Here is a 24,893-nt window from a genome sequence, read left to right as displayed (position 1 = left end):
CCCGTTGGCCGGGCACCCCTTGCCGAACTGTTGCCGAAACTGTGCGTGTAGACCGCAAAACACGAGGTCAAGCGTGATGTTCGCGGCACTCTGTAAATCCGTCGCGAAAGCTACAGAGGTTCGAATCCTCTACCCGCCACAGCAGGACATAAGACCTTGTGACCAGACAACTGGTCACAAGGTCTTTGTAGTGTTGGCGGGTCGGGTCCGACTCGAACCGGAGTTTCCCGACGGCTGTACCGAGGACGTACCGAAGTACGCGACCGAGGGGGATCTCCATGCGCACGCAGATGGCCACCGAGGCCGGCAGAACCACGGCGCCCAGCGAGGATCGCGCGCTGGTCGGGCCGAACCTGCTCGCCGTGCTCGACGGTGTGACGGCGAAACCGGAGACCGGCTGCGAGCACGGCGTCGGCTGGTTCGCCGACCAGCTGGCCGCGGAACTGCTGCGGTTCGCGCACCTCGGTCCGGCCCCGGCGTTGACCGAGGCCATCAAGCAGGCTGCTGAGCTGCACTCCGGCACCTGCGACCTCGACCACCCTGGCTCGCCCAGCGTGGCGATCGCGATGGTGCAGATCAAGGACGACGTGTTGCGGTACTTGGTGCTGGGTGATGCCACGGTCGTGGTGGACACCAAGCGCGAGCTGCACGTCGTGAGCGACACGCAGACGAACCGCACGGCCGGTGCGAAGCCCTCGGACGTTGAGCATGCGCTCACAGGTGAGATTCCGGTGCAGGACGTGCGCCGTGTCGCGGTCCTCTCCGACGGCGCTGCACGGGCCGTTGACCTGTTCGGTCTCTTCGATTGGCCCAAGGCGCTCGAACTGATGGCGGCGAACGGGCCGGACGATCTGATCCGCAAAATGCGACAGGTCGAAAAAGAGGACGTCAAGGCCGTTGAATGGCCGCGCACGAAGGTTTCTGACGACGCGACCGTCGTTTATCTCGAACGGTGACGCTCACCGCGCTGGACGACGTGCTGCGCGCCGCCGCGAGCGTCCGCGTCGCCGAGATCGAGTGGTACGGCGAGGCGCTCGTCGACCTGTCTCGAGAAGAGGACCGCGATCGGTTGCGCGCGGCGATGAAGGTCGAGTCGTTGCCGGGTTACGTGTGCGCGTGCCGCGGCCAGGTTCGGTTCGAGTTCCTCGACGCGCAAGGTGAACTGCTCACCGTGGTCGTACTCCACCACGGCGTCTCGATTGCCTGGCAGTGGCAGAGCGGCAACGCGGAGCTCGCGGACGGCCTGGTGCTGTTGCGCTGGTTGAAGGAGCACGGCCTGCCTGGCGTGTTGCTCAGCAACAGCGAACGGCCGGAGCGCCTGGCCTGGATCGCGGCCATGCCTCCCGCGCTGGAGGAGATGGCCGGGGATCTGGTCGGCCACTTCGAGACGCCCGCCGACTCCAGCCGCGTGGTCCGGGCGCGCGAGCGGATGCAGGTCGTCGACCCCGTGACCCGTGTGCTGCAACTGCTGGCGTGGAACTCGGCCGGCGTCGGCAGGGGTTCGAAGCACCCGCCGTACGAGGACGTTCCGGGCCTCGTCCTGCGCGAGACACCGATCGCGGAGATCATCGCCGCACTCCAGGATCCCCAGGCCGATCAACGTCATGACAAGGGTGCGGCGCGCCTGTTGCTCCTGGGCAACAGCAGGATCAGGCAACGGCTGGACGTGGCTCGCCTGCCCGGACCGCTCCGGGTCCGTCTCCGGGAAGCGGCCCGCGGGCACGAACTGCCGCGGTGGGCAGAGCGCCTGCTGGATCCTTACCAAGAAGTGGGTACCTGACAAAATAGTGGGTACTTGTCGGCTCGCCAGTGGCCGAACCAGCATGAAAAGCATGGGGATCCAGGAAAAGAACTACTTGGGGAAGAAGGCCGTCGTCACCGGCGGCACGCACGGCATGGGCCGCGCGGTGGTGGACAAGCTGATCGAAGGCGGCGCCGAGGTGCTGCTGACCGGCCGCACGACGGAGAAGGCCGAGGGCGTCAAGGCACACGCCATCGCCTCCGACGCGGCGAGCCTGACCGACATCGCCAACCTCAAAACCGAAGTAGCGCAACGACTTCAAACCATCGACCTGCTCTTCATCAACGTCGGCCACGCGACGCTGCGCGAGATCCAGGACGTCACCGAGGAGGACTACGGCCACACGTTCGACGTGAACACCAAGGGCGCGTTCTTCACCGCTCAGAAGCTGGCGCCGCTCATCAACGAAGGCGGATCGATCATCTTCACCACCTCGATCGCGCAGACCGGCGGCGCGAAGGGGATGAGCGCCTACTCGGGGGCGAAGGCGGCGGTGCGGTCGTTCGGCAGGTCCTTCGCGGCCGAGCTCGCGCCCCGCGGCATCCGGGTCAACGTGGTCAGCCCCGGCTTCATCGACACGCCGTCCATGGGTGTGACCGGTGTGCCACAGGACGTTCTGGACGTGTTCAAACAGCAGGGCGACGAGATCACGCCGCTCAAGCGCCACGGCACCGCGAACGAGGTCGCGGCCGCCGTGCTGTTCCTGGCCTTCGAGGCGACCTTCACCACCGGCGCGGACCTGCCCGTCGACGGTGGCCTGGGGCAGGGCGTGAGCGCGTAGAAAAAATCTTCGAACTACCTGTCACACATCCGTCGCCCGCCGGGTCGAGAGGGCAGAAGACGATGAAGACAGGGAGAACGAAGATGAGGATCGCCAACCCCATGATGTCCGTGCCCGGTGCCATGCAGGCGCTGTTGGGGCTGTCCGAGGCCGCGGAGAAGACCGGGCTGGACAAGAACTTCCTGGAGCTGGTCTACCTCCGGGTCAGCCTGATCAACAGCTGCGGGGTCTGCATCGACTACCACAGCAAGCTGCTGCGCAAGGCGAACGAGACCGACGAGCGCGTCTACTCCGTGGCCGGTTGGAGGGACGTGCCGTACTACACGGACGCGGAGAAGGCGGCGTTCGCGCTCGCCGAGGAGATGACACACGTGCACGTGAGCGACGACGTGTGGAACGAGGCCGCGAAGCACTGGAACGAGGCACAGCTCGCGGGGCTCACGGTCGCCATCTCCGCGATCAACGTCTGGAACCGCCTCAACGTGGCCACGCAGCAGAAAGTGGCCTGAAGAAGGTTGAAGCCGGCGCGCAAGAGCTTCCTCTCTCTTGCGTGCCGGCTTCAGCGCGGAGCATACCCCATGTCGAACAGATGTTCGATCATTGGGCGATCAACACGCCGGTCAACTGGCGGCCAGCGCTGCCCGGCCGTCGTCGGTCAGTTCCGCGCAGACGCGCCGCCCGAAACTCGTCGGCTGCGTGGGGCGCAGCAGGCCCGCGTGCACGAGGTCGTGCGTCGCCATTTGGTCGCAGCAGGGCAGTCCGTCGACGTACAGGTCGGGTTCCGTGCCGCCGGTGACCTCGGCACGACCCGCGGCGACCGCCCGCAGCATCGCTCTCGCTCTTCCGCTGAGTTCCATTTCGACCCCCCAGGTGTGGTGTCCGAATCCGCTACCCCTTTGTCGAAATAGAGGCCGGATTCGTTCCACAAGTACGGGTTCGTTTGGGTTCTTCGCTTGTGTGAACGGGTAGATCATGTCCCACTAGGCCGTTCGGGTCGCGAAGACACGCCGGAGGACGAGCGCAGAGCCGGGCGGCGAACCCACAGCGTCCAGCGCGGCCGGTAGCCGTGCGAGTACCAGAACGGCGTCGAGCGCGGGTTCGGCAGGGCGTGGTGGAGCAGCGTCGACGCCACGCCGGCCCGGTCCAGCACGTCGTGGACGTGCGCCACGAGCGCGCTGCCCGCACCGCCGCCGCGAACGTCCGGACGCACGCCGAGGTGGCCGAGGTAGGCGAACGGGCGGGCTTCCGCGTACCGCTCCATCCACCCCGCGTCCGTCGGCATGTCGACGTGAAGCATGCCGACGGGCGTGTCGTCGCGAACGGCGAGCCACATCGCCTCGTGGTCGCGGTCGAGCACCTCGGCGAGCGCGGTGCGCAGGTGCTGCGCGCTGTTCGGGCGTTCGTTGACCATCCCGAACGCGGCGTCGTACCGAATGGTCTCCAGGTTCAACTCGACTGCGACGTCCAGATCGGCGTGCGTCGCCGGCCGGACGTGCACATCGGACGGCCGTTGCGGTGCCACGCGCTGTGCAAGGCGTTCGGCGACCACGACGAGCGGCGCGAAACCGTGTCGTACCAACGGAAGCGCGTCGCTGGTCTCGTGGCTCGGCAGCGTCACGATCGCCGCGGTGTCCGGGTCGTCCAGGCCGGTGAGCTGGGGCTCCCACTCGTCGAGCAGCGCGGGCAGGTCCCAGCCGGGGTGCCAGTTGAGGCCGTGCGTGCGCAGTGCTCCCCACGTGGGCATGAGGGAGTCCGGATCTGTCTCGCGGTAAGAGAAAATCTCGGTCACGGCCCCATCTGAGCATGGCCGAGGTCGACTTGTGCGGACACGCCACCCTCGCCGCCGCTCATGTGCTAGGCGGCGAGCAGGGGTTCACCACGCGTAGTGGGGTGCTCACATGCACCAATGACGATGGATGGGTCCTGATGGACTTCCCGGCGGACCCTCCAGAGTTGACTGACCCGCCAATCGGTCTAGCAGAGGCGCTGCCACATGCGACGATCAAGTCCGTCTCACGTGGGCGCTTCGACTACCTGATCGAGTTGGGAAGCGCCGCCGAGGTCCGTTCCTTGCGACCTGATGTCCAAGGACTGACACAATCCCGTCACGCGGAGTAATCGTGACGGCGATTGGCGACGGTGAATCTGACGTCGTGAGTCGCTGTTTTCGCCCGGCGGTCGGCATCCAGGAGGACCTCGTCACCGGATCGGCCCACTGCACGCTGGCGTCCTGGTGGGTGCCTCGGCTCCAGCGCGCTGACCTGCTGGCGGAGCGGGCGTCGCCGCGCGGCGGGTTCGTCGGGACCACCCTCGCCCAAGATCGTGTACTGCTCTCCTGGCGGGCCGTGACGGTGCTCCGAGGACGCCTGAGCGGCTAACCACGTCTGGGTGAATCGAAGTCACACGGGGTGCTCGACCTGCCATTTCGTCCCCCGAGCGGGGTACATTGGTGCCCCTGTGGAGGGGTCCTGATCGCCAAGTGCGGGACCCCTCAGTCACGCCTAGAGGTTCCCCCGCCCCAGGCCGACGAGGAGGCTGGATGTCCGACCGAGCGTCGGCCCCCGTGTCGGACTCGGCCGCCTGGTCGGCCAAGTCGACCAACCGCGCGTTCAGCGCGTTCGCCGTCACCCTCCTGGTGGCCGGTGTCGTCTGCGCGGGCATGGTCGCGGCCTGGCTGCCGGAGAAGGAGACCACCTCCCTCTTCTGGATCGGGCCCCTTCTCGTCGTCGGCTTCCTGCTGGCGGAACAGCTCGCCATCAACGTCGACGTCCGCAGCGGCGTCGCGTGGACGATCTCCTTCACCGAGATTCCGCTGGTCCTGGGCCTGTTGGTGGCCCCGTTCGAGGTGGTGCTCGCCGCGCACGTGGTCGCGGGCGTGGGCACGTTGCTCGGCCGGCGGATCCTGGACCGCGCCGTCTACAACGCGGGCCTCATGTTCATGGAGATCTCCGTGGCGTTCGCGGCCGCGGAGGCCGTGAAGCGGATGATCGGCGAGGGCGGACCGTTCTGGGCGGGTGCCTTCGTCGGCACGATCACCGTGCCGCTGCTCGCGAGCGTGCTGGGCCTGTGCGCGTTGCGGCTCATGGGCAAGTCGATGCGCGTCGGCAACAGCGTGCGTCTCGTGCTCCAGACGCTGGTCGTGGCGCTGCTGAACACCTCGGCCGGTCTCGTCGGCTTCCAGATCGTCTCCACCACCGCGTGGGGCGGCGTCCTGATCATCCTGGTGCTCGCCGGGATCGTGGCCACCTACCTCGCCTACTCCGGGCTGCTGCGCGAACAGCGCGACCTGGAGGCGTTGAGCGAGGTCAGCCTCCGCGTCGCGAGGTCGGGACAGCACGGCACCGGACCGCACCAGCCCGACGACGACCTCACCACGGGCGTGGAAGAGGACGAGTGGCAGCTCATCGCGGAGCGCATCCGCGAGCAGCTCAACGCCAACCGGGTCGTGCTGCGCCTGCGCACCGACCCGCAAGAAGCCATGATCACCCTCGTCGCCGGCGAACCGCTGCCCGACGAGATGACCGCGACCGACCCGCGGGCCGTGCGCGAGGACCCGGTCCTGCAACTGCCCGGCACGCACGTCCGCTACTACCGCGTGGCCGACGCGACCGAGGACGTCACGGAGGCCCTGCTGCGCCGGGACGCGCAGGAAGCGCTGGTCGTCCCGTTGCGCGGCGCGACCCAGCTGCTCGGCGCGGTCGAGGCGCACGACCGGCTGTCCCGCTGGCGCGGTTTCGGCAAGGCGGACATCCAGCTCCTGCGCACGCTGGCCTCGCACCTCGCGACGGCCGTCGACAACCGGCGGCTGCTGGCCCGCCTGCGGCACGACGCCTACCACGACCCGCTGACCGGTCTGCTGAACCGGCCGGGCCTGCGCGAAGCGTGCGCCGAGCCGTTGCGCGAGTCCCAGAAGGGAGTGGTGCTGCGCATCGACCTCGACATCCTGTCGACGGTTTCTGATGCGCTGGGCCAGGCCTGGGGCAACCGCATGGTCGTCGCCGCCGGACGCCGGCTGCGCGACGCACTCGGAGCCGACGTGCCGCTCGCGCGCTTGGAAGGTGGCGCGTTCGCCGCGTACCTCGACGACACCCGTGCCGCGTCCGCCCACGAGATCGCCGAACGGCTGCGCGCCGGGCTTTCCGTGCCGTATCCCGTCGATCGCCTGACCGTCGAGGCCTCCGCCGTTGTCGGCTATGCGTCCAAAGCGGACTCCGAGACCGAGGACCCGGACCCGGACGCGTTGCTGCAGCGGGCGGACGTCGCCGTGCGCGCGACGTCGGAAGGCACGCCGGTGAAGGCCTACGCGCCTTCGATGGGGCACCTGTTCCTGCGCCGCTTCCAGCTCGTGACGCAGTTCCGCCAGGCCGTCGAGACCGGGCAGATCTCCGTGCACTACCAGCCGAAGGTGGCGCTGCCGTCCCGTCAGGTCGTAGGCGCGGAAGCATTGGTGCGCTGGACACATCCGGAGTTCGGCCGCGTCGACCCGGACGAGTTCGTGCCCGCCGTCGAGGCCACTGGCCTGGTGGACGTGCTGACCGACTTCGTGATGGACCGGGCGCTGGAACGCGTGCGCCGCTGGCTCGACCGCGGGCTGCGGATGTCCATCGCGGTCAACCTGTCCGTGCGGACGCTGGGCGACGAGGACTTCCCGAACCGCGTGTCGGCCGCCCTGGAACGCCACGACGTGCCGTCCGGGCTGCTGACCTTCGAGCTCACCGAGTCGGGCGTCATGGCCGACCCCGAGCGCGCTCTGCCGGTGCTGCGGCGCCTGCACGCGATCGGTGTCGTGCTGGCGGTCGACGACTTCGGCACCGGCTACTCGTCGCTCGCGTACCTGCGGCAGCTGCCGGTGGACGAGGTGAAGATCGACAAGTCGTTCGTGCTCGGGATGGGCACGGATCTCGGTGACATGGCCGTGGTCCGGTCGATCGTCGAGCTCGGGCACTCGCTCGGCCTCGTCGTCGTCGCCGAGGGCGTGGAGGACGACGCCGCTCGCGATCAACTCGTGGGCATGGGGTGCGATGTGGCCCAGGGCTACCTGATCTCTCGTCCGCTGTCCGAGGACCGCTTCGAGGCGTGGCTGCGCGCCCGAACGGTGCAGGTCAGGGGTGCTCGCGATGAGACGGTGCTCACCTTGGTGCACTAGAGGCACCCCCGGATTTCGTTCTTGGTTGCCGCGTGTTGTAGAGTTCTCCACAGCTCAGCAAGAACGAAAGAGCAAGCCCCTTTAGCTCAGTCGGCAGAGCGTCTCCATGGTAAGGAGAAGGTCTACGGTTCGATTCCGTAAAGGGGCTCCACTACTGGCCGCAGTGCTGAGCGCTGCGGCTGTAGTTGTGTAAAGCGGTGTAGCTCAGTTGGTAGAGCAAGCGGCTCATAATCGCTGTGTCGCCGGTTCAAGTCCGGCCACCGCTACGCGAGTGGGTGGGGTCTGTCGGCGGAAAGCGCCGACCGTCCTCGCTCCGCATGATTTTGGGGGCCAAGCCCCCACACCCCCGGGCAGCGACGTTGCCCGCCCCGCCAGACGGTAAGCCCGGACTGGGACTTACGGGGTTCGCAGAGCTCTCAGGAAGGCAAGGACCGTGGCTGCAACCGACGTACGCCCGAAGATCACCCTCGCGTGCGAGGAGTGCAAGCACCGGAACTACATCACCAGGAAGAACCGGCGCAACGACCCGGACCGCCTGGAGGTCAAGAAGTTCTGCCCGAACTGCAAGACGCACCGCGCGCACAAGGAAACCCGCTGAGCGCGTAGCGAAGACTTTCGACGAGGCCCGTCCCACACCTGGGGCGGGCCTCGTCGCATATAGGCTCTTCGGGTGCCTCTCGACCCCAGCTTCATCGGACGTAGTTATCCGCCGTCGCAGCCGTACGACGTCAGCCGCGAGAAGATCCGCGAGTTCGCCGACGCCATCGGTGCGACCAGCCCGGCCTACCGCGACGCCGAAGCCGCGAAGGCGTTGGGGCACAGGGACGTCATCGCGCCGCCGACGTTCGCGATCGTGGTGGCGATGAAGACGAACGAGACGGTCATGTTCGACCCCGAGCTGAAGCTCGACTACAGCCGCGTCGTGCACGGCGACCAGAGCTTCACGCACCACCGCCCCATCACCGCGGGCGACCAGCTCGTCAGCGTGGCGCACGTCGACGCCATCACGTCCCGCATGGGCAACGACATGGTGACCGTGCGGACCGAGATCAGCACGGTCGACGGCGAGCTCGTCACCACCGCCAAGTCGATGCTCGTCGTGAGGGGAGAAGACGCGTGACCGCAGGAATCGTCACCGAGGTCGGAACGGAACTGCCGGCGTTGTCCGTCCGCCTCACGCGGGCCGACCTGGTGCGCTACGCGGGCGCCTCGCTGGACTTCAACCCCATCCACTGGAACGAGAAGACCGCGAAGGACGTCGGCCTGCCGGACGTCATCGCGCACGGCATGCTGACCATGGCCGTCGCCTCGCGGATCGTCGCGGAGTGGATCGGCGACCCCGGCGCGATCGTCGAGTACGGCTGCCGGTTCGGCCGGCCCGTCGTGGTGCCGAACGACGGCGAGGGCGCGCTGGTCGAGGTGACCGCGAAGGTCACCAAGGACTTCGAAGACGGAACTGTGAAGGTCAACATCAACGCGGCGTTCGAGGGCAAGTCGGTCCTGACCGGCGCTTTTGCTCGCGTACGTGTTTCTTGACACACGGGGTCGGGTGCGATTGCCCGACCCTGATTCGTGTTCTCGGCTCGCGTGTGGGTAGGCTGTGCGACAGGCCGCTCGGCAAGTGCTTGAGCGGTCTGGTTGGAATGGACGGGACAGGCTCCCGTACACTTCCTGCTTGGCCAGGGGATCTCGCGTGGATCTCAAAGGGGTGTAGCTCAACTGGCAGAGCAGCGGTCTCCAAAACCGCAGGTTGCAGGTTCAAGTCCTGTCGCCCCTGCTGTCGAAGCGCGTCATGGGTGGAGTGGAGGCACGGCATGAGCGAGGGCCGCGAGCAGGACCAGCCGGAGGAGCGCGAAGGCGCTGTCCGGCCGTCCACTGCTGCGGCGCGACGTGAACGTCGTGCCTCCTCACGCCCGGCCGCCCGCAAGGACGGCAGCAGCGCTGAGTCGAAGAAGAGCGTCGTCAAGTCCGACGAGTCGGACGAGGACGCGAAGAAGGGTCGCCCGACCAAGACCCGTGAAGGACAGGAGAAGCGTCCCTCGCTGATCGGGCGGGGCTTCCGCTACATCCGCGAGGTCGTCGGCGAACTCCGCAAGGTGATCTGGCCGACGCGCAAGCAGCTCGTCACGTACACCGGCGTCGTCCTGGTGTTCGTGGTGTTCATGGTGGCGCTGGTGTGGGCTCTCGACCTCGGCTTCGGCGCGGCTGTTTTCGAGTTGTTCGGCTGAGCCGGACAGCTGCCGCTGCAATCAGGAAGCGAGATCCACAGTGACCTCCGACAACGGCGTCGACGCCCAGGAGAAGACCGACCTCATCGACGACGAGGTGTCCGAGGACACCGCTGTCGACGAGACGGTCGAGTCGGACGCTGTGGAGTCCGAGGACGGCGAGACCGCCGAGGCCGACGACGAGACTGTCGATCCCGAAGATGCGGACGTTCTCGCGATCGACGAGACGCCGATCGACGAAGAGATCGCCGACCCCGCCGAAGAGCTGCGTCAGGCCCTGCGCCACGCGCCCGGCGACTGGTACGTCGTGCACTCGTACGCAGGTTACGAGAACAAGGTCAAGGCGAACCTCGAGACTCGTATCCACACGCTCGACATGGAGGACTACATCTTCCAGGTCGAGGTGCCGACCGAAGAGGTCACCGAGATCAAGAACGGCCAGCGCAAGCTGGTGCAGCGCAAGGTGCTGCCCGGCTACATCCTGGTCCGCATGGAGCTCACCGACGCGTCCTGGAGCGCCGTCCGCAACACGCCGGGCGTGACCGGGTTCGTCGGAGCCACCTCGAAGCCCTCGCCCCTCACGATCGACGAGGTGCTGAAGTTCCTGCTCCCCCAGGGCGAGCAGAAGCCGGCCGAGGGCAAGAAGGCCGCCTCCACCAGTGCGCCGAAGCCGACCATCGAGGTCGACTTCGAGGTCGGCGAGTCGGTCACCGTCATGGACGGCCCGTTCGCCACGCTGCCCGCAACGATCAGCGAGGTCAACGCGGACGGCCAGAAGCTGAAGGTCCTGGTGTCGATCTTCGGCCGGGAGACGCCGGTCGAGCTGTCGTTCAGCCAGGTCTCCAAGATCTGAGCGATCTCTCCTCGCGGAGAGGTCGATCGGCCACGCTGCGGCTGGCAGGGCCGCGCGCGGACACCGCAATAACAGGAAGTACGGACAATGCCACCCAAGAAGAAGAAGCTGTCAGCGATCATCAAGCTGCAGATCAAGGCTGGTGCCGCCAACCCGGCGCCGCCCGTCGGTCCCGCGCTTGGTCAGCACGGCGTCAACATCATGGAGTTCTGCAAGGCCTACAACGCCGCGACCGAGTCGCAGCGCGGTCAGGTCGTGCCGGTTGAGATCTCCGTGTACGAAGACCGCTCGTTCGACTTCAAGCTGAAGACCCCGCCCGCCGCGAGGCTCATCCTCGCCGCTGCCGGTGTCGACAAGGGCTCCGGCGAGCCGCACCGCGTCAAGGTCGCCAAGGTGACCATGGAGCAGGTGCGTCAGATCGCGCAGACCAAGATGGTCGACCTGAACGCGAACGACATCGACCAGGCCGCGAAGATCATCGCTGGCACCGCCCGTTCCATGGGCATCACGGTCGAAGGCTGATCGCACCCTTTTCTAGCAAGCGTGGGAGAGCCGAGCGCGGCTCATTCACCACGAACTGATCCACGGTAAGGACAGAAGTTATGAAGCGCAGCAAGGCCTACAAGGCCGCCGCCGAGCTGGTGGACCGGGAGCGGCTGTACTCGCCGCTGGAGGCCGCCAAGCTCGCCAAGGAAACGTCCAAGGTGAAGCTGGACGCCACCGTCGAGGTTGCAATCCGCCTCGGCGTCGACCCTCGCAAGGCCGACCAGATGGTCCGCGGCACCGTGAACCTGCCGCACGGTACGGGCAAGACCGCCCGCGTGATCGTCTTCGCAACCGGTGACAAGGCCGCTGAGGCCGAGGCCGCCGGTGCGGACGCCGTTGGCTCCGAGGACCTGATCGAGCGCATCCAGGGTGGCTGGCTCGACTTCGACGCCGCGATCGCGACCCCCGACCAGATGGCGAAGGTCGGCCGCATCGCTCGCATCCTGGGCCCGCGTGGCCTGATGCCGAACCCGAAGACCGGCACCGTGACCCCCGAGGTCGCGAAGGCCGTGAACGAGATCAAGGGCGGAAAGATCAACTTCCGCGTTGACAAGCAGGCCAACCTGCACTTCGTGATCGGCAAGGTGTCGTTCGACTCCGAGAAGCTGGTCGAGAACTACGCGGCCGCCCTCGACGAGGTTCTTCGTGCGAAGCCGTCCGCCGCCAAGGGCCGGTACGTCAAGAAGGTCACCGTCTCCACGACGATGGGCCCCGGCATCCCGGTCGACCCGAACCGCACCCGCAACATGCTGGTGGACGAGGCCTGAGCCTCACGGTTCTAGCTCTTCGAAAGGCCCCGGTGCTTCGGCACCGGGGCCTTTTGCTGTCTCACAACGGTTTGCGCGCTGACATCAGGAACATCAGCGGTGCAGCCAGGAAGTCACCGGCCTGCAGTTCCGCCAGCCATCGCTCGCCGTCCGCGCGCTCGATGGCGCCGGCTCGGATCGCCCTTTCCGTGTTGCGGGTGAAGGCGAAGATCTTGTCGGCCTGGGCGAAGTCGTGGAACACAGGTGATGCCGTGCGGACTTCGTCGACTTCGAAGCCGGCCGCACGCGCCAACCGGGCGAGCTGACGGCCGACGGTGGCGTTGCGGACCATCGTCGAACAGACGAAACGGTTGAACGCGCGGTTCATCTCCAGGTCGCCGTCGACCACCAGCGAATCCCAGTCGGGCTCGCCGATCCGCAGCAGGCCGCCCGGCTTCAGCACGCGGAGCAGTTCGGCGAGGACGGCGGCGGGGTCCGCCACGTGCTGCAGCGCGCGATCCATCCTCGCGCGGTCGAACGAGGCTTCCTCGAACGACAACGCGTGGCCGTCACCGAGGAGCACCTCGACCTGCGGGTGGTCGCGGAATCGTTCGCTCGCGGCCTCCACCATCGTCGGGTCGACGTCGACGCCGATGACACGTCCGGACACCTCGACCGCGTCGGCCATCGCCTGGAGATCCGCGCCGGGGCCGCAACCCAGGTCGAGGACCTTCAGGCCGGGTTCCAGCTGGAGCAGGTCGAGCAGCTGCTGTTTGTAGTCGACGGCCACCGCGGCGACGTTGTCCATGTACGCGGCCTTGTCGGGGCTCGGCACCCCCAGTGCATTTGCCATGCGGTCCAATCAACCACAGGTGCTGGGGGACCAGTCGGTGATGACCCAGCCGTTCTTGATCTTCTCCACGACGAACGAGCCCAGGCGTGGGCCGCCCTCCACGGTCAGCGCGCAGGAGTCGATGGTGACCTTGTCGGTGGTCGGCGTCTTGAGCATGTCCGGCGGGAACATGACCTGCTGGAACTTGTCGACGCTGGTCACCTTGGTCTTCAGGGTCTTCACCGCGTCCGCGCAATCGCTTGCGCCGTAAGCGTTGGCGAACTTCTGGCGGGTGTCGTCGCGGAGGAAGAGCGTGCAGGCACGGGTGGTGTCGGCGAACGAGACGTGCTTGTAGAACATGCCGACCGTGCCCTGCAGACCGGCCGGCGAGGAGAGGCCCTGGGCCGGACCGGTGACGCCGCCGCTGTCCTGCGCGATGTCGCCGGGGTCGTCCACGCCGAAGAAGTGGTTGTAGGCCCAGATCACGGAGCCGATGACCAGGACGAAGAAGAGCGTGCGCCAGAAGATGCGGCTGCCCAGCACGACGAGCCACCAGCGCTTGCCCTGCTGCCTGGGCGGCTGCGGCGCCTGGCCCGTGGCTTCCTGGTAGCGCTGGAACTCCTGGAAGCGCTGGAACTCCTGGAACTGCTTGAGCTGCTCCGGGTCCACCTGAGGGGCCGGAGGCTGCGGCTGGCGGGGCGCGAGGTCCTTGCCGGGCTCGTCTGTCACAGGTCACATCATGCCGATTTGGTCCGGCAGTACACAGTCGAGTACTGTTTTCAACGGTTCTACCGAAGACCGCTGGTTTTCTCCGCGAGGAGAACGAAGGCCCCGTTGCAACACGGGCGGCCCGCGCAGGGAGGACGAGGCTAGCTCTTGCAACGCCCCGTGCTGCTTGTGCGCGTGGGCGTTTTTGTTGTTTCGGAGCCTTCTCGGCTGGCGGTCTAACCCAGCCCAGAGAGGAGGCGATCATGGCGAAGCCCACGAAGGTTACGGCGGTCGCTGAGCTCGCGGACCAGTTCCGCAGCAGCTCGGCAGCGGTTGTCACCGAGTACCGTGGCCTCTCCATGGCGCAGCTCACCACGCTGCGTCGCGCTCTCGGCGCGGGCACCAAGTACACCGTCGCGAAGAACACGCTGGTCAAACTGGCTGCTGCGGACGCCGGCGTCGAGGGCCTCGAGGCTCTCCTGTCCGGTCCGACCGCCATCGCGTTCGTCGAGGGCGAGCCCGTCGACGCCGCCAAGGCGATCCGTGACTTCGCGAAGGACAACAAGGCCCTGGTCATCAAGGGCGGCTACATGGATGGCCGCCCGCTCTCGGTCGACGAGGTCACCGCTATCGCGGACCTCGAAAGCCGTGAGGTGCTGCTCGCGAAGCTCGCGGGCGCGATGAAGGGCAACCTGGCCAAGGCCGCGGGTCTGTTCAACGCCCCGGCTTCCCAGGTCGCTCGCCTGGCTGCTGCCCTGCAGGAGAAGAAGGCCGCTGCGGCTCCCGCCGCCGAAGCCGACGCTCCCGCCGAAAGCTGATCACCCGAAGACACGCCCGACGCTTTCGCGCGGGAAATAGAAAGGAACGCCGATCATGGCGAAGCTCAGCACCGACGAGCTGCTCGACGCTTTCAAGGAGATGACCCTCCTGGAGCTGTCCGAGTTCGTGAAGCAGTTCGAGGAGACCTTCGAGGTCACCGCCGCGGCGCCCGTCGCCGTTGCCGCCGTCGCGGGCCCCGGCGCCCCGGCTGAGGCTGCCGAGGAGAAGGACGAGTTCACCGTCGTTCTCGAGGGCGCCGGCGACAAGAAGATCCAGGTCATCAAGGTCGTCCGCGAGGTCGTCTCGGGCCTGGGCCTGAAGGAGGCCAAGGAGCTGGTCGAGTCCGCTCCGAAGCCGCTCCTCGAGAACGTGGCGAAGGACGTTGCCGACGCCGCCAAGGAGAAGCTCGAGGCTGCCGGCGCCAAGATCACCCTCAAGTGATCTGGGCCCCTTCGGGGGTCGCGCTTTGCCTCGCAGTGCCTGAAACGGGCGTGCACCTTTTCAACGGGGGTGCACGCCCGTTTTGTTGTTTTTGGGGCGCAAGCGGGCGGGTGGTCGGCTTGCGGGCGGCGACCTTGCGGTTGCGTGCTTCCCCTGGGGCTCTGCCCCAGACCCCACCCGGAGCGCACGGGAAAAGCAGCTCGGCTGCGCCTTCGCGTCGCCTCGGCTGCGCCATCGGCGGGTAATCGGTCGGTGTGCGTGACCTCACACCTGTGGCGGATTTCCCGGTTGTCAGGCAGTGGTCTACGCGTTGATGACCGTTTTGCGAGGTCACGCAGCGTGGCGTTACCGGAACGCAACCGGCGTTAGGCCAACTGGTGAGTAACCTGCCGCGAACGAACTCGTTGCCCAGGTGTGACGCCGATCGCCACGGCGTCTTCGGGTGTGTGCGGAGGTGCGGATGGGCGTCGAGGTGGTCGTCGAGGGTCTGACCAAGTCCTTCGGCAAGCAGACCATCTGGCAGGACGTGACGCTCACGTTGCCGCCTGGTGAGGTCAGCGTGATGCTCGGGCCGTCGGGTACCGGCAAGAGCGTGTTCCTGAAGTCGTTGGTGGGGCTGCTCAAGCCGGAAAAAGGCAAGATCATCATTAATGGCACTGATCTGGTGAAGTGCTCCGAGCACCGGTTGTACGAGATCCGGAAGATGTTCGGGGTGCTGTTCCAGGACGGTGCGTTGTTCGGGTCGATGAACCTGTACGACAACATCGCTTTTCCGCTGAGGGAGCACACTCGCAAGACCGAGGCCGAGGTTCGGCGCATCGTTCTCGAGAAGATGGAGATGGTCGGTCTCGTCGGTGCGGAGAAGAAGCTCCCCGGTGAGATTTCCGGCGGTATGCGCAAGCGGGCTGGGCTGGCCAGGGCGCTGGTGCTGGACCCCGAGATCATTTTGTGCGACGAGCCGGACTCCGGGCTCGACCCGGTGCGGACGGCGTACCTGAGCCAGTTGTTGATCGATCTCAACGCGCAGATCGACGCGACGATTCTCATCGTCACGCACAACATCAACATTGCTCGGACCGTGCCGGACAACCTCGGGATGTTGTTCCGGCGCGAGCTGATCATGTTCGGGCCGCGTGAGGTGTTGCTGACCAGTGATGAGCCGGTGGTCGAGCAGTTCTTGAACGGGCGTCGGCTTGGGCCCATCGGCATGTCCGAGGAGAAGGACACGGCGACCATGGCTGCCGAGCAGGCGCATGCGGACGCCGGGCACTCGGACGGGTCGCCTGAGGGGGATGTTCGCGGGATCGTGCCGCAGTTGGAGCCGACGCCCGGGTTGCCGTTCCGCGATGCGGTGCGGCGGCGGAAGGACCGGGTCATGTCGATCATCCATCAGCTGCCGTACGAGGCTCAGCAGGGGATTGTCGCCAGTCTTACGCCGGAGGAGCAGGCGCGGTATCGGGTGCACGCCGCTACGCCGAGTCCCACCCCGAGCCCCTGGCCTCGGCAGGGTGGTGTGCTGTGACCACCCAGAAGGGATCAGCACAGACCACGTTCCCCGGCGCCGGTGCACTGCGGGAGACCGGGAAGTTGTGCCAGCTCGGCATCGACGTCGTGCGGGCCACGTTCCGGCGGCCGTTCCAGCTGCGGGAGTTCATTCAGCAGAGCTGGTTCATCGTCAGCGTGACGGTGCTGCCGACGGCGCTGGTCTCCATCCCGTTCGGCGCGGTCATCGCGTTGCAGCTGGGGAGTCTCACCAGGCAGATCGGTGCGCAGTCGTTCACGGGTGCGGCCAGCGTGCTCGCGATCATCCAGCAGGCCAGTCCTATCGTGACGGCGCTGCTGATCGCGGGGGCGGGCGGTAGCGCGATCTGCGCGGACATCGGTTCTCGCAAGATCCGCGAAGAGATCGACGCCATGGAAGTGCTCGGCGTCAGTCCGATCCACCGCCTGGTCGTGCCCCGCGTGCTGGCCACGATGTTGGTGTCCGTGCTGCTCAACGGCATGGTGAGCGTCGTCGGCGTGCTCGGCGGTTACTTCTTCAACGTGATCATGCAGGACGGCACGCCCGGCGCGTACCTGGCCAGTTTCAGTGCGCTGGCGCAGCTGCCGGACCTGTGGATCAGTGAGCTCAAGGCGCTCATCTTCGGGTTCATCGCGGGCATCGTCGCGGCCTACCGGGGGCTCAACCCGGCCGGTGGGCCCAAGGGCGTCGGTGACGCGGTGAACCAGGCCGTGGTCATCACGTTCCTGCTGCTGTTCTTCGTCAACTTCGTCCTCACCACGATCTACCTGCAGGTCGTGCCCGCGAAGGGGAGCTGATGGCGAACAAGGCGCTGTCCACTCTGGACGGCTTCGGTGACCAGCTGGCGTTCTACATCAAGGCGCTGGCCTGGACCCCTCGCGCGCTCAAGCGGTACTCGAAGGAGACGATGCGGCTGCTGGCCGAGGTCAGCTTCGGGTCCGGCGCGCTCGCGGTCATCGGCGGCACGATCGGCGTGATGGTCGGACTCAGTGTTTTCACGGGCACGGTCGTCGGTCTGCAGGGCTTCACCGCCCTCAACCAGATCGGCACGAGTGCGTTCGCCGGCTTCGTGTCCGCCTACTTCAACACCCGCGAGATCGCGCCGTTGGTCGCCGGTCTCGCTCTGAGCGCCACGGTCGGATCAGGCTTCACGGCACAGCTCGGCGCCATGCGGATCTCCGAGGAGATCGACGCGCTGGAGGTCATGGGCATTCCCAGCCTGCCGTTCCTGGTGACCACGCGGATCATCGCGGGCTTCGTCGCGATCATCCCGCTGTACGTGATCGGCCTGCTGACGAGCTACCTGGCCGCCAGAACGATCACGGTCGAGTTCTACGGGCAGTCGGCAGGTACGTATGACCACTACTTCAACCTGTTCCTACCGCCGATCGACGTGCTCTGGTCGTTCGGCAAGGTGCTGGTCTTCGCGGTCGTGATCATCATGACCCACTGCTACTACGGCTACCGCGCGAGCGGCGGCCCCGCGGGCGTCGGTGTGGCGGTCGGGCGCGCGGTGCGGACCGCGATCGTCACGACGGCGCTGCTGGACTTCTTCCTGAGCCTCGCGATCTGGGGAGCGACGACGACGGTGAGGATCGCGGGATGAAGAAACGCGTGCTGGGCATCGCCTTTCTTCTCGCGATCGCCATGTTCCTGTCGCTCACGGTGGCGTTGTACAAGGACGCCTTCGGCGACTACGTGAAGGTCACGCTCAAGACCGACCACATCGGCAACCAGCTGCAGACGGCCAGTGACGTCAAGGTCCGCGGCCTGATCGTCGGCTCGGTGAAGGCCATCCGCACCCGCGGGGACGGCGCCGAGCTGGAGCTCGCGCTGCTGCCGGACAAGGTCGAGCAGATCCCCGGCAACGTCAGCGCGCGCCTGCTGCCCAAGACGTTGTTCGGCGAGCGGTACGTCAACCTCGTGCTGCCGCAGCAGAAGAGCGGCGCGATCAAGGCCGGCGCCGTCATCGAGCAGGACCGGACCAGCAGCGCGATCGAGCTCGAACGCGTGCTCGACAACCTGATGCCGGTGCTGCAGGCGATCCAGCCGGAGAAGCTCGCCACCACGCTGACCGCGTTGTCGCAGGCGCTCGACGGCCGCGGCAAGCCGCTCGGCGAAACGCTGGTGTCGCTGGACCGCTACCTCGGTGAGCTCAACCCGCAGCTGCCGGCGTTGAAGGAGAACATCTCCAAGCTCGCGGACGTCTCGAACGTCTACGCGGACGCCGCGCCGGACCTGTTGCAGGCCCTCAACGACATGACCACGACGACCAAGACCGTCGTCGAGCAGCGCGACAACCTGCTCGCGCTGTACGGGTCGCTGACCACGACGTCGCAGGACGTCACCAGCTTCGTCACGGTCAACAAGAACAACATCATCGGGCTCGCCGACACGAGCCGCCCGACGCTGGAGCTGCTGGCCAAGTACGCCCCCGAGTACCCCTGCCTGCTCAAGGGACTCGCGGAGTTCGAGCCGATCATCAGCAAGGCGTTCGGCGAGGGCACGAACGAGCCCGGCCTGCACATCACGCTGGAGATCACGCAGAACCGCGGCAAGTACAAGCCGAACCTCGACGAGCCCGAGTACAAGGACAAGCGCGGGCCCCGCTGCTACGACATCGTGCCGCGGCCGGACCCGTTCCCGCAGTACCCGCCGGAGGGTCCGGTGCAGGACGGCTCCAGCTCGCCGCCGCCCGCCCGCGTGGCCCACGACGGGATCCTGCCGCCCGCCAACGCCGGCAACACCTCGACGTCGTCGGCCCAGGACAGCGTGCTGCGGCTCGCCAACTCGCCGGAGGAGGCCAGGTTGATCGCGGCGCTGTTCGGCCCGCGCATCGGCGTGGACCCGCAGGACATGCCCGGCTGGTCGAGTCTGCTGCTCGGACCGCTCGTGCGCGGAACGGAGGTGACGGTCAAGTGAAAGGCGTGCTCGCCCCGCTGCTCAAGCTGATCACCTTCGCGGTGGTCACGATTCTCGCCACCTCGCTGCTCGCGGTCACCATCGCCAACGTGAACCTGGCTGGTGCCACCGACTACAAGGCGCGGTTCACCGACGTCACCGCGTTGAACGAGGGCGACGACATCCGCATCGCCGGTGTCCGGGTCGGGCAGGTCGACGAGATCAGGGTCGTCGACCGCAAGACCGCCGAGGTGGAGTTCTCGCTCGACGGCGACCGCAAGCTGCCGGAGGCGGTCACCGCGACGATCAAGTACCGCAACCTGGTGGGACAGCGGTACATCGCGCTGGAAGCCGGCACCGGTGACACCAAGGCGGTGCTGCCCGAGGGCGGCACGATCCCGTTGGAGCGCACCAAGGCCGCGCTCGACCTCACCGTCCTGTTCAACGGCTTCAAGCCGCTCTTCCAGGCGCTGTCGCCGGAGGACGTGAACAAACTGTCGTTCGAGATCATCCAGGTGCTGCAGGGAGAAGGCAGCACGATCGACAGCCTGTTGCAGCACACGGCGTCGTTGACCAGCACGTTGGCGAGCAAGGACAAGGTGATCGGCGAGGTCGTCGACAACCTCAACACCGCGCTGGACACGGTGAACTCGCGCGACGAGGACTTCAACAACCTGGTGATCACGTTGCAGTCGCTGGTCTCCGGGCTCGCCCAGGACCGCCAGCCGATCGGTGACGCGATCACCGCGCTCGGCGACCTGACGCAGGCCACGTCCGGACTGCTGGAGCAGGGCCGTGAGCCGTTGAAGAACGACATCGCGCAGCTCGGTCTCGTGTCGAAGAACCTGGCGGACAACGAGGTGCTCGTCGACGGCATGCTCCAGCGTCTGCCCAACAAGCTGGAGACGATCACGCGGACCGCCACCTACGGCTCGTGGTTCAACTTCTACCTGTGCGAGGCCAGCGGCCAGGTCGCCGTGCCGCCGGTCATCCCGAACCCGATTCCGATCACGGCGTTGCCGGTGACACAGCAGAGGTGCCGCCGATGAAGACGAGCAACCCGATCAGGACCGGTGCGATCAGCCTGACTTTGATCGCCCTGCTGTTGCTGGCCGCGTTCTACTCCGACGACCTGCCGATCGTCGGCGGCGGCACGAGCTACGCCGCGGACTTCAGCGAGGCCGCGGGGCTGGTGCCGGGCAACGAGGTCCGCGTCGCCGGCGTGAAGGTCGGCAAGGTCACCAAGGTCAGGCTCAACGGCGATCGCGTGCGGGTGACGTTCAAGGTCAAGGACGCCTGGGTGGGCGACCGGACGACCGCGATGATCCGCATCAAGACGTTGCTGGGCCAGAAGTTCCTGGCGCTCGACCCGCAGGGCAGCGCGCCGCTCAGTCCAGGTGACCCGATCCCGAAGGAACGCACGCTCGCGCCGTACGACGTGAACGAGGCGTTCAACGGGCTCGCGACGACCGTCGGCCAGATCGACACCAAGCAGCTCGCGGACAGCTTCACGGTCCTGTCCGACACCTTCAAGAACTCGCCGGAGCACGTGCGGGGCGCGCTGGACGGTCTGTCCGCGCTGTCCAAGACGATCTCCTCGCGCGACGAGCAGCTGGCCAAGCTCCTGGACAACACCAGGCAGCTGTCCAAGACGCTGGCCGACCGCAACGCGGAGTTCGAGAAGCTCCTCTCGGACGGCAACCTGCTGCTCGGCGAGCTGCGCAAGCGCCGCGAGTCGATCAGCGCGTTGCTGACCGGCACGCGTGATCTGGCAAGGGAACTCTCCGGTCTGGTGAACGACAACCAGAACCAGCTCAAGCCCGCGCTCGAACAGCTCGGCAGGGTCACCACGATCCTGCAGCGCAACCAGGACAACCTCGACCGAAGCCTCGCGCTGATGGCGCCGTTCTACCGGGTGTTCGCGAACACCCTGGGCAACGGCCGTTGGTTCGACACCTACATCTGCGGTCTGCTGCCGCCCTCGGTGAACCTCGGCGTCGTCGGGTTCAACGAGGAAGGCTGCCTGCCTCCGGGGGTGCAGCGATGACCACTGCTGCTCAGAGCAAGATCGGCCGTTTCATCGCGATCGCCTGCGTGCTCGCGCTGGTGATGACCGCCGCGCTGTGGTGGGTCTTCGCCGGCATGAACGGGCGCAAGGTCACCGCGCACTTCGCCGCGGCCGTCGGTGTCTACCCCGGCGGTGACGTGCGGGTGCTGGGCGTGAAGGTCGGCACCATCGACGAGGTCACGCCCGAGGGCAAGACCGTCAAGGTCGTCTTCACCGTCGACCGCGACGTGCGGGTGCCCGAGAACGCGCAGGCCGTCGTGGTCGCGCCGAGCGTGGTCAGCGACCGGTACGTGCAGCTCGCGCCCGCTTACACCGGCGGGCCGACGCTGGGCGACAACGCCGTGATCCCGCGCGAGCGCACGGCAACGCCCGTTGAGCTGGACGATCTGTACTCGTCGTTGGACAAGCTCACGACCGCGTTGGGCCCCAACGGCGCGAACGCCGACGGAGCGCTGGCGGACCTGCTGAACGCGGCGGCGAAGAACCTCGAAGGCAACGGCCAGGCGCTCAACGACACGTTGAAGAACCTCGGCCAGGCCACCCGCACGCTGTCGGGGTCCAAAGAGGACCTGTTCGCCACGGTCGACAACCTGCAGAAGTTCACCGCGATGCTGGCCGCGAACGACAGCCAGGTGCGCGACTTCAACAAGCAGCTCGCGGACGTGTCGAAGATGCTCGCCGACGAACGCGGTGACCTCGGTGCCGCGCTGTCGGAGCTGGCGACCGCGCTGGGACAGGTGCAGGGGTTCATCAAGGACAACCGCGAGGCGCTCAAGTCCAATGTGGACAAACTCGCCTCGATCACGCAGGTGCTGGTGAACCAGCGGGCCGCGCTGGCGGAGACGCTCGACGTCGCCCCGCTGGCGCTGGGCAACCTGCAGAACTCCTACAACGCGGCGTCCGGCACGCTCGACACCCGCGCGAACATCAACGAGCTGAACCAGCCGCCGATCGTGCTGATCTGCAAGCTGATCCAGCAGGCGACGCCGAACAACGTGCCACCGGTGCTCGCGCAGACCTGCAAGTCGCTGGAACCGATCCTGACCGGGGCGGTGCCGCTGAAGTCGCCGGCCGAGGTGCTCGGTGACCTGAACGCGGGCAAGCTGCCGCTGCCCCTGCCGCTCGCGGGGGTGCCCCAGTGAAGAAGCTCGTGGTCGCGCTGACGGCGTTGTTGCTCGTTTCGGGCTGCGGCTCGGGCGGGTTCGACGGCGTCTACAACATGCCGCTGCCGGGCGGTGCCGACGTCGGTGATCACCCGTACCGGGTCAAAGCGCAGTTCAAGGACGTGCTGGACCTCGTGCCGCAGGCGGGCGTGAAGGTCAACGACGTGCCGGTCGGCCGGGTCGAGAAGATCGACCTCGGCGCGGACGGCTGGACCGCCGAGGTCACCATGCTGGTCAACGGCGACGTGCAGCTGCCGGCCAACGCGTTCGCGAACCTGCGCCAGTCGGCGTTGCTGGGCGAGAAGTTCGTCGAGCTGGGCAAGCCCAAGGACGCGACGGGCAAGCTCGCGGACAACGCGGTGATCCCGTTGGCGAAGACCAACCGCAACCCCGAGGTCGAAGAGGTCTTCGGGGCGTTGTCGATGTTGCTCAACGGCGGTGGTGTCGCTCAGCTGCAGAACATCACCAAGGAGCTCAACGCCGCGATGGAGGGCAACGAGCAGGAGATCCGCTCGCTGCTGGGCAACCTGAACACGTTCGTCGGGGAGCTCGACAAGCACAAGGCGGAGATCGTCCGCGCGCTCGACTCGATGAACCGGCTCGCGGGGACTTTGGCCCAGCAGCGCGAGAAGATCGCGGTCGCGTTGACGGACCTGGAACCCGGTCTGAAGGTGCTCGCGGAGCAGCGCACGCAGCTCGTGACGTTGCTGAAGTCGCTGAACACCCTGTCCGACGTCGCGACCGACACGGTGAACAAGAGCCGTGACGACATCGTGGCGGACCTGAAGGCGTTGCAGCCGACGCTGACCAAGCTCGCGGAGTCGGGGCAGAACCTGCCGAAGTCGCTGGAGCTGCTGCTGACCTACCCGTTCCCGGACGAGGCGATGGACGGCATCAAGGGCGACTACACCAACCTGTTCATCGACCTGGACCTGAACCTCGGCACGATCGTCGACAACCTCGGGCGGTCGCGGCAGTCCCCGCTGGACTCGCTGCTGCCGACCCAGGGCACGCCGTTGCCGATGCCGAACATCCCGCTGCCGAACCTCGGGCAGGGCACCGGATCCGGGCTGGGCGACCTGCTCGGCGGGCTGCTGGGAGGTGGCCGCAAGTGATCACGCGGGGAACGAAGCTCAAGATCGGCGCGTTCGTGCTGGTCGCGTTGCTGGGCATCTCGTACGTGAGTGCCAACTACGTCGGTCTGTTCAAGTCGTCGTCGACGGTCGTGACGATGCAGCTCGCCGATTCGGGCGGCATCTTCTCGAACGCCGAGGTCACGTACCGCGGTGTCACCATCGGCCGGGTCGGGCAGCTGCGGCTGACCGCCGACGGCGTCGAGGTGGATTTGGAGCTGGACTCGGACGCACCGCGCGTGCCCGCGTCGACCGAGGCCGTGGTGGCCAACCGGTCGGCGGTGGGTGAGCAGTACGTGGACCTGCGGCCGAAGAGCGACGGGGCGCCGTACCTGGAGGCCGGGTCGGTCATCCCGCGTTCGGCGACCAAGACGCCGCCGCCGGTCGACGGCCTGCTGTCGAACCTGGACGCGTTCGCGTCGTCGGTGCCGACGGACTCGCTGAAGACCGTCGTCGACGAGCTGCACACCGCGTTCAGCGGCACCGGTGGCGACCTGCAGGTGTTGATCGACAACACCGCGGCGTTCACCCAGGCCGCTCAGGAGCACCTGCCGCAGACGACGCAGCTGTTGAAGGACGGCCGCATCGTGCTGGCCACGCAGGCTTCTTCTGGTGGTGCGATCCGGTCGTTCAGCGGTGACCTGCGGTTGCTCGCGGAGCAGCTGAAGGCCTCCGACGGCGACCTGCGGCGGTTGATCGTCGCGGTGCCGCCGGCGTCCGAGCAGGTGTCGGCGTTGCTGAAGGAGAGCGGGCCGAACCTCGGCGTGGTCTTCGCGAACCTGCTGACGACCTCGAACATCCTCGTGACCAGGCGCGATGGTTTGGAACAGATCGCGGTGACGTACCCCATCGCCGTCGGTGGCGGTTTCAGCGTGGCGCCGGGTGACGGTTCCGCGCACTTCGGGCTCGCGCTGAACGTGTTCGACCCGATGCCGTGCACCGTCGGATACGAGGGCACGACCGTGCGACCGGGTTCCGACACCTCTGCTGCGCCGCTCAACACACAGGCGTACTGCGCTCTCGCGCGCGGATCGGCGACCTCGGTGCGAGGCTCTCAGAATGCGCCGTACGGTGGAACGCCGACGACGCCGGTCGGCAACGCGACGACGCAGCCGGGCCAGGAGCCGACCGGGCAGCAGGCAGCCGCCGAGCTGCCGTTGCTCACGTCGCTGGGCCAGCTGCTCGGTCTGCCGGAAGGGAAGTAG

General features: G+C 67.1%; 29 protein-coding genes and 3 tRNA genes. 28 read left to right on the top strand and 4 right to left on the bottom strand.

Features of this window, described 5'->3' with window-relative positions:
* The first annotated feature begins 278 nt into the window (after positions 1–278).
* The 4 genes from G7043_RS07230 to G7043_RS07215 all read left to right on the top strand — a co-directional run bounded on the left by G7043_RS07230 (position 279) and on the right by G7043_RS07215 (position 3,091).
* Positions 279–956 carry a protein phosphatase 2C domain-containing protein gene (locus G7043_RS07230; protein ID WP_166044696.1) on the top strand — a complete coding sequence of 226 codons (678 nt, stop codon included), beginning with the start codon at positions 279–281 and terminating at the stop codon, positions 954–956.
* Positions 953–1,780: a hypothetical protein gene (locus G7043_RS07225; RefSeq protein ID WP_166044695.1), complete on the top strand. Its 828-nt coding sequence runs from the start codon at positions 953–955 to the stop codon at positions 1,778–1,780. Before G7043_RS07230 ends, G7043_RS07225 begins: the two co-directional genes overlap by 4 nt.
* 52 nt (positions 1,781–1,832) lie before the next feature.
* Positions 1,833–2,582, top strand: coding sequence for an SDR family NAD(P)-dependent oxidoreductase (locus G7043_RS07220; protein WP_166044694.1), 750 nt, complete (start codon positions 1,833–1,835; stop codon positions 2,580–2,582).
* Positions 2,583–2,665: 83 nt separating this feature from the next.
* A complete protein-coding gene (locus G7043_RS07215; protein WP_242641844.1) occupies positions 2,666–3,091 on the top strand; it encodes a carboxymuconolactone decarboxylase family protein in 426 nt (141 codons plus the stop codon).
* A 111-nt stretch (positions 3,092–3,202) separates the two neighbouring features.
* Here the strand turns inward: G7043_RS07215 and G7043_RS07210 are convergent, their stop codons facing one another.
* Both G7043_RS07210 and G7043_RS49800 read right to left on the bottom strand, forming a co-directional pair.
* Positions 3,203–3,439, bottom strand: a complete 237-nt coding sequence (locus tag G7043_RS07210; protein ID WP_166044692.1) for a hypothetical protein — start codon at positions 3,437–3,439, stop codon at positions 3,203–3,205.
* 113 nt (positions 3,440–3,552) lie between these two features.
* Positions 3,553–4,371 (bottom strand): GNAT family N-acetyltransferase, encoded by an 819-nt coding sequence (locus tag G7043_RS49800; protein WP_166044691.1) that lies wholly within the window; start codon positions 4,369–4,371, stop codon positions 3,553–3,555.
* A 14-nt stretch (positions 4,372–4,385) separates the two neighbouring features.
* On the opposite strand from G7043_RS49800, the gene G7043_RS49275 reads away from it, so the two are divergent.
* The 13 genes from G7043_RS49275 to rplA all read left to right on the top strand — a co-directional run bounded on the left by G7043_RS49275 (position 4,386) and on the right by rplA (position 12,122).
* Positions 4,386–4,700 (top strand): PhzF family phenazine biosynthesis protein, encoded by a 315-nt coding sequence (locus G7043_RS49275; RefSeq protein WP_278185679.1) that lies wholly within the window; start codon positions 4,386–4,388, stop codon positions 4,698–4,700.
* Positions 4,701–4,735: 35 nt separating this feature from the next.
* Positions 4,736–4,960, top strand: coding sequence for a PhzF family phenazine biosynthesis protein (locus tag G7043_RS49270; RefSeq protein WP_313887730.1), 225 nt, complete (start codon positions 4,736–4,738; stop codon positions 4,958–4,960).
* A 161-nt stretch (positions 4,961–5,121) separates the two neighbouring features.
* Positions 5,122–7,728, top strand: coding sequence for a putative bifunctional diguanylate cyclase/phosphodiesterase (locus tag G7043_RS07195; RefSeq protein ID WP_166044690.1), 2,607 nt, complete (start codon positions 5,122–5,124; stop codon positions 7,726–7,728).
* Between the two features lie 75 nt (positions 7,729–7,803).
* Positions 7,804–7,879: transfer RNA gene (locus G7043_RS07190), tRNA-Thr, on the top strand.
* Positions 7,880–7,921: 42 nt separating this feature from the next.
* A tRNA-Met gene (locus G7043_RS07185) sits at positions 7,922–7,994 on the top strand.
* A 167-nt stretch (positions 7,995–8,161) separates the two neighbouring features.
* Positions 8,162–8,326, top strand: a complete 165-nt coding sequence (gene rpmG, locus G7043_RS07180; protein ID WP_053733184.1) for a 50S ribosomal protein L33 — start codon at positions 8,162–8,164, stop codon at positions 8,324–8,326.
* A gap of 72 nt (positions 8,327–8,398) precedes the next feature.
* The gene (locus G7043_RS07175; RefSeq protein WP_166044689.1) at positions 8,399–8,848 is read left to right on the top strand and encodes a MaoC family dehydratase N-terminal domain-containing protein; all 450 of its coding nucleotides are present in this window, start codon (positions 8,399–8,401) and stop codon (positions 8,846–8,848) included.
* Positions 8,845–9,264 (top strand): MaoC/PaaZ C-terminal domain-containing protein, encoded by a 420-nt coding sequence (locus G7043_RS07170; protein ID WP_166044688.1) that lies wholly within the window; start codon positions 8,845–8,847, stop codon positions 9,262–9,264. The genes G7043_RS07175 and G7043_RS07170 overlap by 4 nt, the downstream gene beginning before the upstream one ends.
* Before the next feature lie 168 nt (positions 9,265–9,432).
* Positions 9,433–9,505 (top strand) — tRNA-Trp (locus G7043_RS07165).
* 37 nt (positions 9,506–9,542) lie between these two features.
* Positions 9,543–9,956 carry a preprotein translocase subunit SecE gene (gene secE, locus G7043_RS07160; protein WP_166044687.1) on the top strand — a complete coding sequence of 138 codons (414 nt, stop codon included), beginning with the start codon at positions 9,543–9,545 and terminating at the stop codon, positions 9,954–9,956.
* A gap of 40 nt (positions 9,957–9,996) precedes the next feature.
* Positions 9,997–10,809, top strand: coding sequence for a transcription termination/antitermination protein NusG (gene nusG, locus G7043_RS07155; RefSeq protein ID WP_166044686.1), 813 nt, complete (start codon positions 9,997–9,999; stop codon positions 10,807–10,809).
* An 87-nt stretch (positions 10,810–10,896) separates the two neighbouring features.
* A complete protein-coding gene (rplK, locus tag G7043_RS07150) occupies positions 10,897–11,331 on the top strand; it encodes a 50S ribosomal protein L11 (RefSeq protein ID WP_065915943.1) in 435 nt (144 codons plus the stop codon).
* A gap of 80 nt (positions 11,332–11,411) precedes the next feature.
* A complete protein-coding gene (gene rplA, locus G7043_RS07145; protein WP_166044685.1) occupies positions 11,412–12,122 on the top strand; it encodes a 50S ribosomal protein L1 in 711 nt (236 codons plus the stop codon).
* Between the two features lie 61 nt (positions 12,123–12,183).
* Here rplA and G7043_RS07140 read toward each other — a convergent pair whose 3' ends face one another.
* On the bottom strand, positions 12,184–12,954 hold the full coding sequence (locus G7043_RS07140) for a methyltransferase domain-containing protein (RefSeq protein WP_166044684.1): 771 nt from the start codon (positions 12,952–12,954) through the stop codon (positions 12,184–12,186).
* Positions 12,955–12,963: 9 nt separating this feature from the next.
* Positions 12,964–13,662, bottom strand: a complete 699-nt coding sequence (locus G7043_RS07135) for a hypothetical protein (protein ID WP_166044683.1) — start codon at positions 13,660–13,662, stop codon at positions 12,964–12,966.
* A 242-nt stretch (positions 13,663–13,904) separates the two neighbouring features.
* On the opposite strand from G7043_RS07135, the gene rplJ reads away from it, so the two are divergent.
* The 11 genes from rplJ (at position 13,905) to G7043_RS07080 (ending at position 24,893) form a co-directional block, all read left to right on the top strand.
* The gene (gene rplJ / locus G7043_RS07130; protein ID WP_166044682.1) at positions 13,905–14,459 is read left to right on the top strand and encodes a 50S ribosomal protein L10; all 555 of its coding nucleotides are present in this window, start codon (positions 13,905–13,907) and stop codon (positions 14,457–14,459) included.
* Positions 14,460–14,514: 55 nt separating this feature from the next.
* Positions 14,515–14,901, top strand: coding sequence for a 50S ribosomal protein L7/L12 (gene rplL, locus G7043_RS07125; RefSeq protein ID WP_166044681.1), 387 nt, complete (start codon positions 14,515–14,517; stop codon positions 14,899–14,901).
* A gap of 460 nt (positions 14,902–15,361) precedes the next feature.
* Complete coding sequence (locus G7043_RS07120; RefSeq protein ID WP_166044680.1) at positions 15,362–16,423, top strand: ABC transporter ATP-binding protein; 1,062 nt, start codon at positions 15,362–15,364, stop codon at positions 16,421–16,423.
* Entirely contained in the window at positions 16,420–17,220 is an 801-nt protein-coding gene (locus tag G7043_RS07115) for an MlaE family ABC transporter permease (protein ID WP_166044679.1), read from the top strand. Before G7043_RS07120 ends, G7043_RS07115 begins: the two co-directional genes overlap by 4 nt.
* The gene (locus tag G7043_RS07110; protein ID WP_086666435.1) at positions 17,220–18,029 is read left to right on the top strand and encodes an MlaE family ABC transporter permease; all 810 of its coding nucleotides are present in this window, start codon (positions 17,220–17,222) and stop codon (positions 18,027–18,029) included. The genes G7043_RS07115 and G7043_RS07110 overlap by 1 nt, the downstream gene beginning before the upstream one ends.
* On the top strand, positions 18,026–19,345 hold the full coding sequence (locus tag G7043_RS07105) for an MCE family protein (RefSeq protein ID WP_166044678.1): 1,320 nt from the start codon (positions 18,026–18,028) through the stop codon (positions 19,343–19,345). The genes G7043_RS07110 and G7043_RS07105 overlap by 4 nt, the downstream gene beginning before the upstream one ends.
* A complete protein-coding gene (locus tag G7043_RS07100) occupies positions 19,342–20,373 on the top strand; it encodes an MCE family protein (RefSeq protein ID WP_166044677.1) in 1,032 nt (343 codons plus the stop codon). Before G7043_RS07105 ends, G7043_RS07100 begins: the two co-directional genes overlap by 4 nt.
* Positions 20,370–21,371, top strand: coding sequence for an MCE family protein (locus G7043_RS07095; RefSeq protein ID WP_166044676.1), 1,002 nt, complete (start codon positions 20,370–20,372; stop codon positions 21,369–21,371). Before G7043_RS07100 ends, G7043_RS07095 begins: the two co-directional genes overlap by 4 nt.
* Positions 21,368–22,534, top strand: a complete 1,167-nt coding sequence (locus tag G7043_RS07090) for an MCE family protein (protein WP_166044675.1) — start codon at positions 21,368–21,370, stop codon at positions 22,532–22,534. Before G7043_RS07095 ends, G7043_RS07090 begins: the two co-directional genes overlap by 4 nt.
* Positions 22,531–23,670 carry an MCE family protein gene (locus G7043_RS07085; RefSeq protein ID WP_313887729.1) on the top strand — a complete coding sequence of 380 codons (1,140 nt, stop codon included), beginning with the start codon at positions 22,531–22,533 and terminating at the stop codon, positions 23,668–23,670. Before G7043_RS07090 ends, G7043_RS07085 begins: the two co-directional genes overlap by 4 nt.
* The gene (locus G7043_RS07080) at positions 23,667–24,893 is read left to right on the top strand and encodes an MCE family protein (protein ID WP_166044674.1); all 1,227 of its coding nucleotides are present in this window, start codon (positions 23,667–23,669) and stop codon (positions 24,891–24,893) included. The genes G7043_RS07085 and G7043_RS07080 overlap by 4 nt, the downstream gene beginning before the upstream one ends.

The organism is Lentzea alba (assembly GCF_011067745.1).
Taxonomy (GTDB): Bacteria; Actinomycetota; Actinomycetes; order Mycobacteriales; family Pseudonocardiaceae; genus Lentzea; species Lentzea alba.
This window is presented reverse-complemented; position numbering and strand designations above follow the sequence as displayed.